Origin of the sequence: Sphaerospermopsis sp. FACHB-1094 (assembly GCF_014696195.1) — a bacterium.
GTDB classification, from domain to species: domain Bacteria; phylum Cyanobacteriota; class Cyanobacteriia; order Cyanobacteriales; family Nostocaceae; genus Sphaerospermopsis; species Sphaerospermopsis kisseleviana.
Genome location: NZ_JACJPT010000102.1, coordinates 1 through 18759, shown reverse-complemented (window position 1 = coordinate 18759; position 18759 = coordinate 1). Strand labels below are relative to the sequence as shown.

The 18759-nt window shown below is 36.7% G+C and carries 16 protein-coding genes; 7 read left to right on the top strand and 9 right to left on the bottom strand.

Annotated features, from left to right (window positions below):
• Both H6F47_RS21940 and H6F47_RS21935 read left to right on the top strand, forming a co-directional pair.
• A partial coding sequence (locus tag H6F47_RS21940) for a zinc ribbon domain-containing protein (RefSeq protein WP_190650974.1) occupies positions 1 to 210 on the top strand: 210 nt, incomplete at its 5' end.
• A 179-nt stretch (positions 211 to 389) separates the two neighbouring features.
• A complete protein-coding gene (locus tag H6F47_RS21935) occupies positions 390 to 659 on the top strand; it encodes a YciI family protein (RefSeq protein WP_137669112.1) in 270 nt (89 codons plus the stop codon).
• A 173-nt stretch (positions 660 to 832) separates the two neighbouring features.
• Here H6F47_RS21935 and H6F47_RS28165 read toward each other — a convergent pair whose 3' ends face one another.
• A complete protein-coding gene (locus tag H6F47_RS28165; protein ID WP_137669113.1) occupies positions 833 to 1021 on the bottom strand; it encodes a hypothetical protein in 189 nt (62 codons plus the stop codon).
• A gap of 775 nt (positions 1022 to 1796) precedes the next feature.
• Here H6F47_RS28165 and H6F47_RS21930 point away from each other — a divergent pair.
• The 5 genes from H6F47_RS21930 (at position 1797) to H6F47_RS21910 (ending at position 12753) form a co-directional block, all read left to right on the top strand.
• Complete coding sequence (locus H6F47_RS21930) at positions 1797 to 4322, top strand: mannose-1-phosphate guanyltransferase (RefSeq protein ID WP_190347290.1); 2526 nt, start codon at positions 1797 to 1799, stop codon at positions 4320 to 4322.
• A gap of 1867 nt (positions 4323 to 6189) precedes the next feature.
• Entirely contained in the window at positions 6190 to 6789 is a 600-nt protein-coding gene (locus tag H6F47_RS21925) for a helix-turn-helix domain-containing protein (protein WP_096569959.1), read from the top strand.
• Between the two features lie 17 nt (positions 6790 to 6806).
• Entirely contained in the window at positions 6807 to 9860 is a 3054-nt protein-coding gene (locus tag H6F47_RS21920; protein WP_190650972.1) for an ABC transporter transmembrane domain-containing protein, read from the top strand.
• Positions 9861 to 10353: 493 nt separating this feature from the next.
• Positions 10354 to 11880 (top strand): HlyD family efflux transporter periplasmic adaptor subunit, encoded by a 1527-nt coding sequence (locus tag H6F47_RS21915; RefSeq protein ID WP_137668718.1) that lies wholly within the window; start codon positions 10354 to 10356, stop codon positions 11878 to 11880.
• Between the two features lie 72 nt (positions 11881 to 11952).
• A complete protein-coding gene (locus H6F47_RS21910) occupies positions 11953 to 12753 on the top strand; it encodes a peptidylprolyl isomerase (protein WP_137668719.1) in 801 nt (266 codons plus the stop codon).
• Positions 12754 to 12920: 167 nt separating this feature from the next.
• Here the strand turns inward: H6F47_RS21910 and H6F47_RS21905 are convergent, their stop codons facing one another.
• From H6F47_RS21905 to H6F47_RS21870, 8 genes are all read right to left on the bottom strand, one after another.
• A complete protein-coding gene (locus H6F47_RS21905; protein ID WP_096572749.1) occupies positions 12921 to 13223 on the bottom strand; it encodes a HetP family heterocyst commitment protein in 303 nt (100 codons plus the stop codon).
• 99 nt (positions 13224 to 13322) lie between these two features.
• Complete coding sequence (locus H6F47_RS21900; protein ID WP_137668721.1) at positions 13323 to 14420, bottom strand: T3SS effector HopA1 family protein; 1098 nt, start codon at positions 14418 to 14420, stop codon at positions 13323 to 13325.
• Between the two features lie 538 nt (positions 14421 to 14958).
• A complete protein-coding gene (locus tag H6F47_RS21895; protein WP_190650969.1) occupies positions 14959 to 16164 on the bottom strand; it encodes a phosphotransferase in 1206 nt (401 codons plus the stop codon).
• 92 nt (positions 16165 to 16256) lie between these two features.
• Positions 16257 to 16526: a hypothetical protein gene (locus H6F47_RS21890; protein ID WP_137668723.1), complete on the bottom strand. Its 270-nt coding sequence runs from the start codon at positions 16524 to 16526 to the stop codon at positions 16257 to 16259.
• A gap of 170 nt (positions 16527 to 16696) precedes the next feature.
• The gene (locus H6F47_RS21885; protein ID WP_096569973.1) at positions 16697 to 16933 is read right to left on the bottom strand and encodes a hypothetical protein; all 237 of its coding nucleotides are present in this window, start codon (positions 16931 to 16933) and stop codon (positions 16697 to 16699) included.
• 61 nt (positions 16934 to 16994) lie between these two features.
• Positions 16995 to 17225: a hypothetical protein gene (locus H6F47_RS21880; RefSeq protein ID WP_096569975.1), complete on the bottom strand. Its 231-nt coding sequence runs from the start codon at positions 17223 to 17225 to the stop codon at positions 16995 to 16997.
• Between the two features lie 59 nt (positions 17226 to 17284).
• Positions 17285 to 17518: a hypothetical protein gene (locus tag H6F47_RS21875; protein WP_096569979.1), complete on the bottom strand. Its 234-nt coding sequence runs from the start codon at positions 17516 to 17518 to the stop codon at positions 17285 to 17287.
• A gap of 558 nt (positions 17519 to 18076) precedes the next feature.
• Positions 18077 to 18319 (bottom strand): hypothetical protein, encoded by a 243-nt coding sequence (locus H6F47_RS21870; RefSeq protein WP_137667887.1) that lies wholly within the window; start codon positions 18317 to 18319, stop codon positions 18077 to 18079.
• Positions 18320 to 18759: the final 440 nt, after the last annotated feature.

Here is an 18759-nt window from a genome sequence, read left to right as displayed (position 1 = left end):
ACTTGCTCAACTTGTGGAGAAAAGAAATCATCACTGTCATTATCTCAAAGAGTGTTTAAATGTGATAACTGTGGCTTTGAGATTGACAGAGATTTAAACGCTGCGATTAATTTAAAACAAGAAGCGGTCAGATTGATCGTGTTAGCCTGTGGACTAGATAGTGCCGACACTGCTAGGGTGAAACAGGAAGAAAAAGCCAACTTTTGTTAGCATTAGTTAGCTTTTTTGTATCGGAATCATCGGTATCATAAAATTTTTAACCTATATTTGCTCGTTATCTAGGAGAGACTAATCATATAAATTATACCAAATATCCCCTCATCATAATTGACTACAATTCCCAATACATCTAAAATAAATATTTCACCAATTATAAAAATAACAACACCATGCCAAAATACGTAATGTGGGGAAGCTACTGCGAAGACGTACTAACCAAACGAGAACCCCACCGTCAAGCACACTTAGAAGGACTAGCAAAACAAAAAGAAGCAGGAATTTTAATTACCCTGGGTCCGACTAAAGATGTCACCAAAGTTTTTGGAATTTATGAAGCGGAAGACGAAAACACCGTGCGTCAGTTAGTGGAAGCTGATCCTTATTGGCAAAATGGCATCTGGACAGAGTATTCTATTAAAGAGTGGATTCAAGCTTTTTAATTCATAATTCATAATTCATAATTCATAATTGCAGGAGGAGTCAGAAGTCAGAATGATTTGAGATTTTAGATTTTAGATTTTAGATTGGAGTTAACAAAAACAATCCAAAATCCAAAATCGAAAATCCATAATTGTATCACCTGTCACCTATTCCCTTGTTTACGAATTATGAATTAATCTCTCAATGCTCTTTTAAAATTGCGACGATAGGACGAATTAGCAATAAACAAAACTGGCCATAATAAACTAAATCCAACACGATTCAGTAATGTTTGTGTAAAATGAGTCTTATTAAAACCAGACCAGAATTTCACTGCGCCCAATACATAAGTCACAGTTAACCCAACAATAATTAATTCCATTACAATCTACTCCTATGGTAAATACAGAAAATTGTGCATCATAAGTCATAAACATTGCAGAGATTTGCTTACCAAAATACAGTTTTTCAAAGCTTTTCGCTATTGGTGCAGGTAAAACTTAACTCTTAACTTTGCAATGTCTTGATATTAGTTAGGATATAGTATTGCAGAATGCGGCTTGGTAGTCAATGCCAATATGGGGGTATTTATAGAGATTAGGACATACGCACTGTATAAATTCACCATGATGTGCATGAAAGAGAATCCGTCGTTTCAGGCTTTTGTCGATTAACTTCCGATTAATAGCGAACTGCTTGCAGCAGCGCTTCGCTATCGCCCAAAAATCATTAAAAAATCACGTTAAAAAGCCTGAAATCCATACCTCATATTTGGTTGATCCTGGCGTAAGTCCTAGAGATTGTTAATAAAAATATAGAAGTATATGTAAATTTATATTACTTTTGTATATTATGTCTATTGCTACTAATAAATCCAGAACACTTAGGTTTGGTTGTTAGTTGATTGTTCTGAATTAGCAGCAGTTTATAGGAAGATGTAGGGAAAATTTACAGCTATGTTAAATATAATAAGGGTAATGTAAATACGGGGCTGTAATAATACTATTTACATAATTTTAAGCGTCGATTTACTTAATTTTTATCAAATGTTTCTTGTGGAAGTTCCTCAAAGATCAATATTCATAGGAGACTAAATAAAGAAGAACCAATTTTTATAACGAATCTCGATGCAGCCAAGGCTGTAATTAGGAGGATTTATGCGTGCAGTGCTAATGGCAGGTGGTTCAGGGACAAGATTACGTCCTTTAACCTGTGATCTACCAAAACCAATGGTGCCGATATTAAACCGACCCATTGCAGAACATATTATCAATCTTCTCAAACGGCATAACATTACAGAAATAATTGCTACGTTACACTATTTACCCGATGTCCTGCGAGATTACTTCCAAGATGGTAGCGATTTTGGCGTACAAATGACATACTCTATCGAAGAAGACCAACCTTTAGGAACAGCAGGTTGTGTTAAAAATATTGCTGAACTTTTGGATGAAACTTTTTTAGTGATTAGTGGTGATAGTATCACAGATTTTGACCTGACGGCAGCTATTGAATTTCACAAACAAAAACAATCTAAAGCTACTTTAATTTTAACCCGTGTTCCTAACCCGATTGAATTTGGGGTAGTAATTACAGATGAAGAAGGACGTATCAACCGATTCTTAGAAAAACCTTCCACTAGTGAAATTTTTTCTGATACTGTGAATACAGGAACATATATTTTAGAACCAGAAGTTTTGGAATATTTGCCAGAACATACAGAATCCGATTTTTCTAAAGATTTATTTCCTTTACTATTGGCGAAAAATGAACCAATTTATGGCTATATTGCCCAAGGTTACTGGTGTGATGTGGGTCATTTAGATGCTTATCGGGAAGCGCAATATGATGCTTTAGCTAAGAAGGTAAAACTAGAGTTTGCATATCAAGAAGTTTCTTCTGGGGTGTGGATAGGTCAAAATACTTATATTGATCCCAGTGCGAGAATTGAAAGTCCTGCCATAATTGGTGATAATTGTCGCATTGGGGCAAGGGTACAAATTGAAGATGGGACGATTATTGGTGATAATGTAACTATTGGGGCAGATGCAAATTTAAAACGTCCTATAGTTTGGAATGGCGCAATAATAGGCGATGAAGCCCAATTATCAGCTTGTATAATCTCCCGTGGGACTCGTGTTGATCGCCGCGCTCATGTATTAGAAGCTGCTGTAGTGGGTTCGCTTTCTACGGTGGGAGAAGAAGCACAAATCAGCCCTGGGGTGCGAGTTTGGCCAAGTAAGAAAATTGAATCAGGTGCTGTTTTAAACATTAATTTGATTTGGGGTAACACTGCCCAAAGAAATTTATTTGGTCAACGGGGGGTACAAGGTTTAGCTAATATTGATATTAGCCCGGAATTTGCTGTCAAATTGGGTGCTGCCTATGGTTCGACTTTAAAACCCGGTTCTCAGGTGAGTGTTTCCCGTGATCAGCGGAATGTGTCACGAATGGTAACTCGTTCTCTCATTGCTGGGTTGATGTCGGTAGGTGTAGATGTGCAAAATCTTGATTCGACAGCTATTCCTATTACTAGAACCGTGATTCCCAAAATTGGGGTAGCGGGTGGTATTCATGTGCGGGTACACCCGGATCGTCCTGATTATATCCTGATTGAATTCATGGATAGCAAGGGGATTAATATTACCAAAGCCCAGGAAAAGAAAATTGAGGGGGCGTATTTTAAAGAAGATATGCGGAGGGCGCAAAGTCACGAAATAGGTGATGTGGTATATCCTAGTCAGGTGATTGAACGTTACTGTACTGCTTTTGAAAAGCTTTTGAATGTGGAAACTTTGCGTAATAGTCGGGCAAAGGTTGTAATTGACTATGTTTATGCGGTTTCAGGGGCTGTGTTACCGCAGATGTTAGATAAGTTTGGTGCTGATGCGGTGGTTTTGAATGCCAGTGTGAATAAAACCGCGATGACGACTACTACGAGGGAAGGTTTGTTAACTCAGTTAGGTCATGTGGTGGAAGCACTCAAGGCTAATTTTGGGGTACAGGTATCAGCAAATGGGGAACAGTTGATTTTAGTGGATGAGTCTGGTTATCCCGTGCGGGGAGAAATGTTGACGGCGTTGATGGTGGAAATGATTTTAACATCTAATCCTAGAGGTTCAGTAGTTGTACCGGTTCATGCTTCTAGTGCGGTGGAACAGGTAGCACGTCGTCATGATGGGAGGGTAATTAGAACTAAGGCTAACCCGACAGCGTTGATGGAAGCTTGTCAAAAAAATCCCCATGTGGTTTTAGGGGGAAGTGGAGAAACTGGTTTTATTTTCCCGCATTTACATCCGGGTTTTGATTCCATGTTTTGCATTGCGAAGTTGATTGAAATGCTGACAATTCAAGAGCGATCGCTTGCTGCTGTCCGTGCTGAATTACCCCGCGTTATTCACAAAAATTCTACCGTTCGTTGTCCTTGGACTGCTAAGGGAGCGTTGATGCGTTATTTGGTGGAAACTCACCCCGCGCAAAATTTGGAATTAATTGATGGGGTGAAAATTTGTCAACCTTATGATGATAGTTGGGTGTTGGTTTTACCCGATGCTAGTGAACCTTTGGTACATTTATTTGTTAACAGCAGCGATCGCGATTGGGTAGATGATAGTTTGAGAAGCTATCGCAACCGTGTTCAGAGTTTTGTAGAACGAGAACAGGAACATTACGCAGAAGTTTGATTTCTGAATCAGGATGTACAGGATTTTCTCAGTAACTCAACCTTAAAAAACGTCATACCCAGATCCCCGACTTCTTCAACAATTCGGGGATCTATTATCAATTATCAATTACCCATTACCTATTACCCATTACCAATTACCCATTACCTATTACCAAAGCCAGTGTAAGATTCTGCCAGAATGGCAAATATACATCCGTAAAATCCTATAAATTATAAATAACAACATAAATAGCTGTGGAAATAGCCTACCGTTAGGCTTTTTCCTAACAACCAAATGTTTACCTTTTACACCAAGACAGATGAAGCGTAACTATTGGTGGTTCTTTTTTCCCGACAGTTTAAACAATTACAAATTTGGGTAATGGCTAACCCGAAATTTGAGATTGTTAGCAAAATTCTACGGCTATTTTAGATGTTAGTTTTTTACGATCATCTTTAGCACTGACAGTAAAATGGGAAATTGAAAAGTTACGGTGAAATCTTCCTTATGGCTGATAGTACCTTGAGTGTAGCACCTTGATTTATCACACTTCTGCTTCATTTATGGTAATCCTATTTCTCCCAAACAGGATTATCTCTACTGCATCAATTGGCAATTTATTAACCGATCATGGAAGCTGGTAAATTACACAGCTTCTTTTTTTATAGCTATTCCCATGCTAGTGAGGTACAAAGTTTTTGTGTTTTAGGGAACAGTGAATAAATTGGTGTGTACTTCATTAGACTGGGAAACGCTATATCAGTAGCTTAACATAATTAAACGTAAAATCAAAAGTGGATAGATCCCCTGCTTCTTGAAGAAGTCGGGGATCTAGGTATTACATTCAGGTAAGGGTTTAGCAATGCTAAACCCTTACTTCCTACTTAGTACACTATATTTTTTGTTTCATTATTTATCGCAGGTTAGATTTATTAAATCAGTTGACTTATGACTAACAGGTTACAAATCTAATTGAAAATTCTCATACTACAGATAGATAAAAATTTGGTATATTTCCGATGGTAATAGAATATATGTTTACTTCAATAGGTAGAGGTTTATCTATTTTTTAGGAAAACATATTTATTTTTTATATTTTTGCAAAATTGAAGAATTTAAATGAAGAATTTAAATATTTTAGATCAAGGTGCATTTCATCAAACTAAAGTATTGCGTCAAAAAATATAAATTTGATGTAAGATTAGTATAAAGATTCAAGAAAGACTATCTGCCCTTGTATAAACTTTCATAAAACTTTCGTGAATATGTAGGAAAATTATGCCATGACTAATAGTATTTCAAGACAAAGCATGAAGAAATTTGGCATTGTCTTTTAACTTGTCTTTTAACTTGGCTGATAACTTGGCTGAGAAACAATTTCAGATTTATGAAAATCTGCTGATGAGAAAATTATAGTGTTAAGCTAGTGTTAAAAAATAAATAGCTTCCTGTCCCCAACAAAATGATTTGTAGGCTGCAATTTGTGGAACACATTTAATCTGATTGGGTAATCACAACCTAACTAACTTAAATCTTTGCAAGGTGCTGGATGAACCTGCATTGCAGGATTAAAAACAATTAGTAATTACTAATTCATAATTCATAATTAAAAGACTGCTGATAATTTAACAATTCTCTAAGCAGCCAGGTTTTGCTTGGGATCTAAATCTCTATTCAAAACTAATTATGAATTAATCAATTATAAAGATTTAAAGGTGTTTTACTGTATATTTTTTCAGCCAGCTTTAGCTGCATAGCACGTCATAAATATCATAAATATTTAGTTAGTTAGAAGTGATTTATGAATTTTACATCTGGATTTTAGCAACAGATGTAACAGGTGAATTAGCCCAAATTTTACAGTATTCGGCAACTGGTAAGAATTATGTCATTCTCTTCTCATCAAAATCAAGTTTTGGATCTTTACGATGCACACGATAGCAAGTTTTTAACACCTTTTCAAAGGAGAACATTGTTAAAAAACTTGCAAACTGATTTACAACCAGAATATCGCAGACGAATTGAAATTATCTTGTTAGCAGATATGGGTAAATCTCAATCTCATATCTGTGAAATTATTGGTTGTTCTCAGGAGATGGCAAGATATTGGATCGGTATTGCTGAGGCGGGAATGGCTCATAAATGGAATGAAAGAAGGATAGGTAGACCGAAAACAGTTAATAATCAATATATTGAAAGATTGAAAGAATTGGTAACTCATAGTCCCCGTGAATATGGCTATGCTTTTGGATCTTGGACTGCTCAATGGTTGAGTAAACATTTAGCCAATGAATTAGGAATTGAAATTAGCGATCGCCACATTAATCGCTTGCTTAAACAAATGGGACTTTCTACCAAATTCAAAAGTTCCCAACAACAAAAAAATCTGTCAAATCAGGATGCTAATATCACCATTTGCGATTTGCAATCTAACTCCGAACCTAGTTTCAATTGGTCATTTAATTTAATTCAGACCAATAACTAAACTTGGGAGGTAAGAAAATGACATCAAATTTTTCTCAGGAACAATTAGCCGCACAAATTACCCAAATTTTGGGTGATTCTCTGTCTAAAAAAGACTTAGAAAATTGTATTCAAGCCTTAGAAATTATTGAACCACCAATAGCCAAGCAATTTTGGCAATCAGCCACCGCAGCACCAGGAATTTATTTAGTTTTGGCTGGTAAAGTCAGACTATTAGATGGTGAAAATAATTTAATTACGACTTTAACATCTGGTTCATCATTTGGAGAGTTGACACTTTTTCCCGAACAGAAGTTTAGCAATTATGTAGCTAGAGCTTCTATGAATTTAAAAATAGGTTATCTTCCCCAGGAGGTAATTAATAAGATTTCGACAGTATGGGAGCGCCTATTCCTGAAGGCAGAACTTTGGGATACATTGCTGTTATTGTGCCAAAACTCTGCTATTCCCCGCCATGAATCAGTAGAGGAAATGTTAACAGCATTGTCCTTATTTACCAAACAAAATTTAGACATTGGTACTGTCAATTCCCAAATCATTAAAGATGCTAAACTGTTGTTAGTAAGGCAGGGAGAATTACAAAATGCTCAAGGTACAAAATTAACACCTGGTAATATTTTGGCAAATCCCCCACAGGAAAATTGGCAAGCAACAGAACCAACAATAGCTTACATTTTACGTCAAGCTGATTGGCAACAAGCAATACAACATTGGCCGCAACTTAGTACATTAATTGCAGCAGAAAATATACCAATTACCGAACCGATCAAGCGCGAAGTTAAACCCAAAAATCCCAATGTCATTCAATTTCCCCAACCGAGAAACCAACCTCAACCACAATCGAAACAACGCCCCAAACAACGCCAAAAATACTTTCCTAGTCCTACTGTCACCGCCAGTAATTGGTGGCGCAAAATTAGCAAACGCTACCCATATTTTGAACAACAAAGTGCTTCTGATTGTGGTGCAGCTTGCTTAGTGATGATTAGCCGTTATTGGGGTAAAAATTTCAGTATAAATCGCTTGCGGGAACTTGCTAATGTTAACCGTGCTGGTGCATCTATGCGGAGTTTAACTTCTGCGGCTGAAAGTATTGGTTTTGCTACTCGTCCAGTAAAAGCTAGTTTAGATAAATTAGCACAACAACCATTACCAGCGATCGCCCACTGGGAAGGTAAACATTACATCGTTGTCTATGAAATCACCAAAAAACAGGTAATTGTTGCTGATCCTGCTATTGGTCAACGCACCCTCACTATCGGGGAATTTAAAGCCGGTTGGACTGGTTATGCGTTGTTATTACAACCGACAAAATCACTCAAAGACACCCCAGAAACGAATACACCATTTTGGCAGTTATTTGATTTAGTTAAACCTCACTTTCAGGTATTACTAGAAGTATTTGTAGCTTCGGTATTAATTCAAGTTTTTGGACTGGTGACACCTTTATTTACTCAACTATTATTAGATAGAGTCATTGTTCAAGGTAGCACCATTACTTTAAATACTGTTGGGTTTGGTTTGCTAATTTTTGGCTTATTTCGTGTTATCATCAATGGACTCAGACAATATTTATTAGACCACACAGCCAATAAAATTAGTGTAGCTTTGTTGGTGGGATTTATTAAACATACATTTCGTTTACCTTTGTCATTTTTTGAGTCGCGTTACGTCGGTGATATTGTTTCTCGCGTCCAAGAAAATCAAAAAATTCAACGGTTTCTTACTGGTGAAGCATTATCTATTATTTTAGATTTGCTGACCGTGTTTATCTATGTCGGTTTGATGTTTTGGTATAGTCCACCTTTGGCTTTGTTAGTATTAGCAATAGTTCCACCTTTTGTCTGTTTAGCTTTTTTTGCTACGCCTTTTTTAAGACGCATGAGCCGTGAAGTCTTTGGTGCGGTAACCAAAGAAAATAGTTACTTAATTCAAAGTTTATCTGGCATTTCTTCTATTCGATCAATGGCTATTGAACAAACAGTGCGTTGGCATTGGGAAGAATTGCTAAATAACTTGACTAAGAAAAATTTTAGCGTTCAGGTAATCGGCAACCAATTGCAAATAATTAGTTCTACCATTCAATCCCTAGCTACCACTGGTTTATTGTGGTTTGGAGCATGGTTAGTGATTCAAAATCAATTAACTATTGGTCAATTAGTGGCTTTTAATATGTTATTGGGCAACATTATTCAACCTTTTCAAAGGTTAATTGTATTATGGAATCAATTACAAGAAGTGATTGTTTCTACCGAGCGGATTAATGATGTCTTAGAAGCCGAAGTAGAAGAAGATTTAGCAATACAACCCCGGCAAAATTTACCAAGATTACATGGAAGAATTTGTTTTGATAATGTGACATTTCGCTATCATTCAGACAGCGAGGTTAACATTCTAGAAAATTTAAGTTTTGAAATTCAACCTAAACAAACTGTAGCCGTAGTTGGGCGCAGTGGCTCAGGAAAAACCACACTCTCTAAATTGATTTTAGGGTTATATCTGCCGACGGATGGTAGAGTATTAATTGACAATCAAGATGTGACTAGTATTGCCTTAAAATCCTTGCGATCGCAAATAGGAGTTGTTGACCAAGAAACATTTTTATTTGGTGGTACAATTCGGGAAAATATCAGCATAGCTCACCCCGAAGCCAGTCTAGAAGAAATTATTGAAGCAGCACAATTGGCAGGTGCAGATGAGTTTATTAAACGGATGCCAATGGGTTATGAAACCCAAATTGGAGAAGGTGGAGGAATGTTATCAGGAGGACAACGCCAACGCCTAGCCATAGCACGTGCATTATTAGGAAATCCGCGCCTTTTAATATTAGATGAAGCTACCAGTCATCTTGATGCTGAATCTGAGAGAATTATTCAGAACAATCTCAAAAAAATCCTTAAAGGACGCACAAGTTTAATTATTGCCCATCGTCTTTCTACTGTGCGTAATGCTGACCTGATTTTAGTTTTAGATCGCGGTGTTTTAGTGGAAAGCGGTACTCACGAAGAATTGATTGCTAAAAAAGGACATTATTATTATCTCAATCAACAACAACTAGCTGCTACAGGTTAAGTCAGTAAATAGGTGACAGGTGACAGTAAGAAGGGAATAGGGAATAGGGAATAGGTAATTATTGATTTTCTTCCCAGTCACTAATCACCAATCACCAATCACCTTAATCTTCAATATAAATCAAGAGACGTTGCATACAACGTCTCTAATATGTATGTTGGATTTTCAACTGAATTTATTTAAGAATCAAAGGGCTTTTTCATATAAATTGGCTTGAAAAAAGTAAGGATTCAGGGTTCAGTATAAATGAAAGTTTTCGAGTCATTGGTTGTTGATGAAAAAACTTTCTCCTGTGGATTCCTGCTACAAACAAATATTCTAACTTCTGACTCCTGTAAGGGCGTTCGCGAAGCGTGCTGGAAGCATCAGCATTCGGGCTAACAATTATCAATTTTTATCACAGGTTATTTTCCGAATGCGTCGCCCCTACAACTCCTGACTTCTTACTTGAAAAAATCATTTTCTACCTTACAAATTGACAAATAATTAAAATATGCCACAATCAACTTACAATTCATCCTCAGCCATTTTGATATCAGGACAAACTCATTCTGCTGATATTCAACAGGAAAAACAGACAGCAACTACAGAAAAAGATTGGTTTTATGGTACGGAAGAATTATTAGATGCTTTACCTAAAGCCTGGACACGCTCAATGCTCTATTTACTAGTTAGTTTTACAGCAGTAGCCTTACCTTGGACAATGTTTTCTCAAGTTGATGAAACTGGAAATGCTAGTGGTAGAATAGAACCCAAAGGTGCAACCCAAACATTAGATAGTGCAGTTACTGGTAGTGTTATTGCTGTCAATGTTCAAGAAGGTGCAACAGTTCAAGCTGGACAGGTTTTAGTAGAAATAGATTCTGAAGTTTTGCGAACAGAAATGCAACAAACCCAAGCTAAATTAGAAGGTTTAGTTAATCGCCAAGCTCAATTAGAATTACTCAAAAATCAAGTATTACTGGCGATAAATATCCAAGAACAACAAAACCAGTCCCAACAATTAGAAAAACTCGCTCAAGTTAATCAAGCAAGAGAAAACTTGGATGCTAAACAAAGTGCATATAATCTGCAACAATGGGAAAGACTCGCTCAAATTGAACAAGCAAAACAGAGTATCAATTCTACCCAAATTGCCCATCGTTTAGCTAAAAGTCGTTTAAGTCGAGATTTATTAGAAGTTGCTCGATATCGTCAACTTTTAAAGCAAGGTGTAATTCCTCAAATTAGATTTGTGGAAATAGAAAAAACAGCAGAAGAAAGTCAAAGGTTGGCAGAAGAAGCTAAAGCTAATATTAAACAATCTCAGTTGCGTCTTCAGGAAGATGTAAGCCGATATAACTCAATGATGACTCAAGCTAAGTCAGATATTGAACAAGCAAAACTGCGTTTACAAGAACAGGAAAGTAGCTATCAAAGTGTTGTACAAGCAGGTAAATTAACATTGTTGAAAAATCAGGAACAACTGAAAGATTTACAAACACAAATTACTTCAGTGACATCAGAAATTACTCAAACCAAAAGTCAGATTAAATCATTGGAATTGCAATTACAACAGCGAGTAGTGCGATCACCTATTGATGGCACAATTTTTGAATTACCTGTGAAAAAACCCGGTTCTGTTGTGCAAACAGGACAGATGCTGGCGCAAATTGCCCCCAAAGGTGCTACTTTAATTTTGAAAGCACAAATGCCCAGTCAACAAAGTGGTTTTGTGAAGGTAGGAATGCCAGTAAAAATCAAGTTTGATGCTTATCCTTTCCAGGAATATGGTGTGACGCAAGGGCGTGTTACCTGGATTTCACCTGATGCTAAAATTCCAGAAAATAGCCCCACTCGCTTAGAAACTTATGAGTTAGAAATTGCCTTGGAACAACCTTATATTCAAGCTGGTAACAAACGTATTCCTTTAACACCAGGTCAAACCGCAACCGCAGAAGTTATTGTGCGTCAACGTCGCGTTATTGACTTTATTTTAGATCCGTTCAAAAAGCTGCAAAAGAATGGTTTAGACCTTTAATATAGTAGGAGTCAGGAGTCAAGAGTAAAACTACTCCTGACTCCTCAATTATTAATAATGGAGAATTAGAAGATGTCAAAATTTATCAGCGTTTCTTCTGAGGATATTCTTTACCATGTTAAAATATCTTGCCAAATTCCTAATGTACTAGAAGCGATCGCCACTAGAAAAATAATTGCGGATACTGCTATCAAAGAAGATATTACTATCACAACAGAAGAACTACAACAAGCAGCAGATAGCCTACGATTAGCCAACAAACTGATTAAAGCAGAAGACACTTGGGCATGGTTAAATAAACATTATCTTTCTTTGGATAACTTTGAAGAAATCGCCCATACTAACTTAGTATCTGCAAAATTAGCCGAGCATTTATTTGCAGATAAAGTTGAACCATTTTTTTATGCTCACCAACTCGACTACACCGCTGCAGTAACTTATGAAGTGATATTAGATGATGAAGATTTAGCTTTAGAAATATTTTATGCTTTGCAAGAAGGTGAAATCAGTTTCCACCAAATTGCTCGTCAATATATTCAAACTCCCGAAATTCGTCGTGCTGGAGGATATCAAGGTATGCGCCAACGCAGTGATTTTAGACCAGAAATAGCCGCCGCTATTTTTGCAGCCAACCCCCCCCAAATTATCAAACCAATCATTACATCTCAAGGAGCGCATATCATTATGGTAGAGGAAATTATTAAACCCCAATTAAATGAACAGATGCGGGTGAAAATCATAGGTGATTTATTTACAAATTGGTTAAAACAACAAGTGAAAACATTAGAAATAAAAGCCAATTTAGAAGAAGATAAAAATTATCAATCTTCTCCACAAAAATCTTCTACACAAATATTCAGCGAAGCCAGCTAAGGCAATTATAAATAACAAAACAACCCATGAGTAAAGAATTGAAAACCTCTGATTTGTATCTAGCTTTTTATTCATTGCGAGAAATAGGCTTAACTGAACTTTAATGTTCATGTTAATATCCCCAACCTCTCAAAGAAGTCGGGGATATATTTATGAGTAACCAAAATTTAATTTGAGCTATGTTTACTGCTCGTAAATTTACCCCAATTTACCTTTAAACCAGAAAATTCTAATTTTTTATCCTGCTTTAAATGCTGCTTATCTCCAGTAAAAATATAGTTATCTTGGATTAATTGACTATAAATTTCATGGGGTATATAGTCTAGAGGGTCGCATCCAGCAAAGTGGAGAAATAAAACGCAAGCCCAGGCATATTTACCAAGGATAATAGCTTTGATAATTTGTTGAAACTGTGCGTCTTTAAATATCTTATCTAATTGTTGATTTTGCTCAAAATTTTCTTGAATCATACCATTACCTCTAAAATGAGAAGCCAAACAAATTTATCAACGGTACTGATGCTAAAATCATTAGCATTTAGCACAGATGCTAAATGCTCTTAAGTGCAACTAAAACAAAGGAGTGTAAATATCCTGAGAACGGGGATTAAGATAAGGACTTTGTAAGTCAATTTTCATCGCAGAAAATTGCTGAATAATAGATGTCATACGACCTTCTGGGCTATGATCACCTTGCTGCCAAGCTGCTATTAAACCATTAGCAATAATTTGACAGCGATGAGTACCAAAACTTTCCTGATCACCAAATTTTTGCTCTGGTTCTTCAGCGCAAGCTAACCCCGGTGCTAATAACTTAGTAAACAAAGGTACTTGCTCTTGAAAATAGGATTTATTTTCCTCATATATTCTTGGTAATATTGGGTGAACTAGCTCATATTTGCCTTTGTTAAAGTAAAGCACGGCTGAGTCATAACGTCGATAATCGACAGGATTATATAGTGCTTTAAACGAAAATGAAATGTCGATATTATTTAGTGCTTCTGTTAAACTTTCCATCACGGCTGCTGCCCCTTCAGGTGTTAAGTTAAAGTAAATTCGCGTAATCTCATGATTATTTTGGGAACCTGCATTTGCTACGGCCATATAAAATCCCTTCTGCACCAAATTCTTCGGCATTTTAATAGATACAAACTTACCAACAGTTAATTTTTGCTTTGTTGGTAACAGATGCAAGTTAGGATCAACGTGCAGTGTTAACCCATTTTTATGCACTGCCAAACTGCCATCTGTTTCTTCCCTGACTATCTGCCAGCTATGACTCCAGTAGCCTTGACTTTTGTTCCTGGTATGCAAAAGATCATAGAATTCTAAATCCACTCCGAATAAACTATTATTTTCAAGATTTTGGTTTACTTTACTATTGCTTTCCTCGTCATCAGGATTTTGGTCAGGTTTTGTGGCAACGTTATAATAAGCACTGTATATAAAATTACGCAATTGTAACTTTAAGTGCTGTTGCTGCATCTCCAGTGGTAACTTCTCAAAGCGAGGGATCACTGACTCTGGCAATTCTAAAGATTTGTACTTTGGATGCTTGATACAGTGGTGAGATTCAATTGTAATGTTATTGACAATATCCGCTAGTGATGTCTGCAATTGCTGGGGCAGTTCTGCAAGTTGAGACTGTACCGAATCTAATAGTTGCATAGTTTCTAGTGTAGGGTGTAGGGTGTGGCGAGGTGGGGAGGTATCAAGTCAAAAGTCAAAATTAAAGAAATTCTACCTCCTGACTCCTGTACGGGCGTTCGCGAAGCGTGCTGGAAGCATCAGCATTCGGACGACCAATTATCAATTTTTGTCCAAAGCTATTTTCCTGTAAGGGTGAAGCATTCAGGCGTTCGCGTAGCGTGCCGAAGGCAATCAATTATCAATTTTATGAAAAGGTTATTTTCCTGTAAGGGCGAAGCATTCAGGCGTTCGCGTAGCGTGCCGAAGGCAATCAATTATCAATTTTATGAAAAGGTTATTTTCCTGTAAGGGCGAAGCATTCAGGCGTTCGCGTAGCGTGCCGAAGGCAATCAATTATCAATTTTATGAAAAGGTTATTTTCCTGTAAGGGCGAAGCATTCAGGCGTTCGCGTAGCGTGCCGAAGGCAATCAATTATCAATTTTATGAAAAGGTTATTTTCCGAATGCTTCGCCCCTACTTCGCCCCTACTTCGCCCCTACGACTTCTGACTCCTCATCAAGCGACAGTCATTGATAAATTGGTAGGTATCAATTCTGAGGCTTCCATGCCAAAAATTGTGGTCATAGATGCTTGAGGACGACACAATAAGCTTTTGGCGACTTGAAGAATGCAGATACCCGAATTACCAAAGGTTCTTTCATGTTGCAATTTAGCTTGAATAGATGTAGTTAAAGAAAAACCGGTAAATTGTACAACTCGTTGTAAAAACTCAGGACTACACTCTAAAATTTCGGGAAAGTTAGCTAAATAAGTAGCCATTAATTCTGCTATGGAAGGCTGTATTAGATGTAAAGGAATTGCCGCTAACCGCAAAGATTCTTCAATGGGTATGGTTCTACTAGCTACCATACTATATAGCCAAATTTGTAAATAACTAGCAATTATTGATCCTAAATCATTGGCTGGATCTCCCCAAGAACCACGTTCCCAGTCAATTAAACGAATCATTTGATCATCTTGATCAGGCAAGAAAAATTTTGAGGATATTTCTCTTTCTGCTGCTGTTTCCCAATTTAAAGAAAGCAAAATATTGTTAAGTTTGAGGTCATTGTGAGTTAAACAACAAGGATGAAAAGCCTCTTTCAAATTGGCGATCGCTTTTCCTAAATTATCGTAACGTTGATAAAGTGCAAAGAATTTCAACCCATCAGATGTAACGTGACCAAATACTTCTGGTGTAATTCTATTTACTCCCCCATTCATCTGAGAACTTGTTGGCTGTGTGATCACTTCAGAATTTTGGAAAAATTGCTGATACTCTTGACGGTCTAAAGTTAAACGATGAATTGAAGCTAAATTTTCTCCTATTGAGCGAGCAATTTTAGTCGGGAATAAATTCTCCTTAGCATAAAATTCTGCTACATCCCGATAGTTATTGAGATAATTAAAAACAATGATGGAATTTTCAGCATCAAAATGAATTACTTCTGATAAAGATGAGCGTAGATGACTAACTTCTGGGAAGGTTTGGAAAAAATTATGAACTTGCCATTCATCTAAAAACTCACCACGAGTTCTACCTTCTCGGTTAAGACGTTCTTGTTTTACTAACAATTGACTACCATCGGGCAAGCTAACTAATAAATTAAAATTTTTGGCAGATTTTAACTCAATTTTACTCAATGACTGTTCTGCTTGAGTACAAATTCCTTGGGAAATGAGATAAGGAAAAACGTTTTGAGAACTTAAAAGAAATGGCATAGCTTTACTGAAAATGAAAAAATTTTAATCAATAATATTTGATATTTTTCCAGAAAAATCCTTATTTTTGCTTCCGTATTTAACAATCATACTTATTCTTGAATATTGTACATACTTTCTAATAAAAAGTCTCTACCAGTCAATTCATAATCTTTGTTTATGAATGAGGTTGTTAAAAATGAAATAGCATCAATAGCCGCAATTACAAGCATAAATTCAAGAGTCTTAACACCAAAATTTAGAATTTGATAACTAGAACCATCTACACCACCAAATACTGCTTGATACTCCTGATTATTGACTTCATTGATAAATACTTCTGAATCAATAGGATGCAGGTCAGCAATAATAATTCGTGCCATTTATTTAATGCTGTAAAAATTAGATTTTGTTGATTTTTTTATTGGCTCTCCTGGTTTATTGGTAAAATAGTCAACTTATGTTAATTAGATATATGTTAATTACATAAATTACTTTTACCGTTGATCCCAGGAGAGCCATTTAGCTCAGTCGTTCACTACAAGAAAGACTATTAGTAGCCGTAGCCGTAGCCATCGCTGTAGGACTTAGCTAAATAACCGATATGGCCAATACCATAGGTATTCACAAAAGCTTCCGCTAATTTTGTGAGAGTAGAAGCATCGCTCACATAATCGTTACCACCACCATAAACAGAATTAGCATCGCTCATTTCGTTGAGAAAACTTTCGGAATCTTGGAATAATTCAGAACCAGCTACTTGCAATTCAGAGAGTTTAATACTAGCCATAATTTCCTCCTCAAAGACTTGTTCTCAGTGATTAAAAATTGCACTATGGGGAACTACAAAATTACCAGTAGCCCTTGTCGCTGTAGGACTTAGCTAAGTAACCGATATGTCCAATGCCATAGGTATTCACAAAGGCTTCCGCTAATTTTGTGAGTGTAGACATATCGCTCACATAATCGTTACCACCACCATAAACAGAATTAGCATCGCTCATTTCGTTGAGAAAACTTTCGGAATCTTGGAATAATTCAGAACCAGCTACTTGCAATTCAGAGAGTTTAATACTAGCCATAATTTCCTCCTCAAAGACTTGTTTTCAGAAAGTTCAATCGGTGTACAACGAAACTGTAATTAGTACCATTTTTCGCTGTAGGACTTAGCTAAGTAAGCGATATGTCCAATGCCATAGGTATTCACAAAGGCTTCCGCTAATTTTGTGAGTGTGGACATATCACTAACGGTGCTGCTATATCCACCATAAACAGAAATGGAATTGACATCGCTCATTTCGTTGAGAAAACTTTCGGAATCTTGGAATAATTCAGAACCAGCCACTTGCAATTCAGAGAGTTTAATACTAGCCATAATTTCCTCCTAAAAGACTTGTTCTCAGTGATTAGAACAATGATGAGAATTTGTGGGAGCGGTTAAGTTTTTCTTTGCTCAACCGATACTCCTATTTTTATTGAAGAAAATTTGGAAAATCAAGGGTTTGAACTGGGTTGATCAGACATTAATCATGAATTTATGTCTTTTTTATAGCTGATTAATTTTTGAGTTACATGACTTTTCAAGTCAACATTCAGATTGGAACTGCTGTAAGTAAACCATAAGATTTCACAGATATAGTAGGGGTTTAGCAATGCTAAAACCCTACAGGAGATGTCCTAAATACTCTGTTTACAGCTATATCAGGACTTACACAAAAAAGAATGAAAGTCAGGGTAATTCATGAATTACCCCTACCAAGAATTAGGTTTTTAGTCCAATCTTGATTGAGTAAGTCCAGTATAGATAAACAAAAATCAATTATCCTATCTTGTGTGATGATTTTGAAAATTGCATAAAAAATCGTGCGTTATCTATTTCTAAACAGAAAACACACGAATATGGAAACTATGGTTAAATTACCCAGCCAATCTGTTAAAAATTGATTGACTGTCTCAAGTCCTCAAGTGTGGTGTCAATGTCCATTCTCCATCTATCGAGATTAGTATTGATGTCTTCCATGAGCGCGGAAATATCACTACTTTCTAATGTTGTGCTTGGATCTCTCCTTCTTCTTCTACCAAAACCACCTTTGATATTGATCATTTCCCCAGGAGTTGCTTCCTGAATAAACTGTGCATCATGATTAGGGTAGAGGTCATAAATTTTTATGCCCATTTTTGGATCACCTCCTGAAATACTGGTTTGAATAGAACTGAGTTAAAATTTTAAATTCCCTTGCTTATATTGTGAACTTATATCTGATAAAGTCAAGATTTTTAGAGCCATTTTCCAGACAGAATTTCATGAGTTTTGTCTAGGAAACTGATAGTTTTTTAGAAATGCAATTTTCTATTAAGTAGGGGTTGCTGAGAAAGTCTTGTCGTGGAGACAGGGGACAGGGAACAGGGAACAGGGAACAGGGAATTGGGAATTGGGAATTGGGAATTGGGAATTGGGAATTGGGAATTGGGAATTGGGAATTGGGAATATATAGTAAGAATTTAGTTTTTACCCAGTCACCAGTCCCCAGTCCCCAGTCCCCAGTCCCCAGTCCCCAGTCCCCAGTCACCAGTCCCCAGTCCCCAGTCACCAGTCCCCAGTCCCCAGTCACCAGT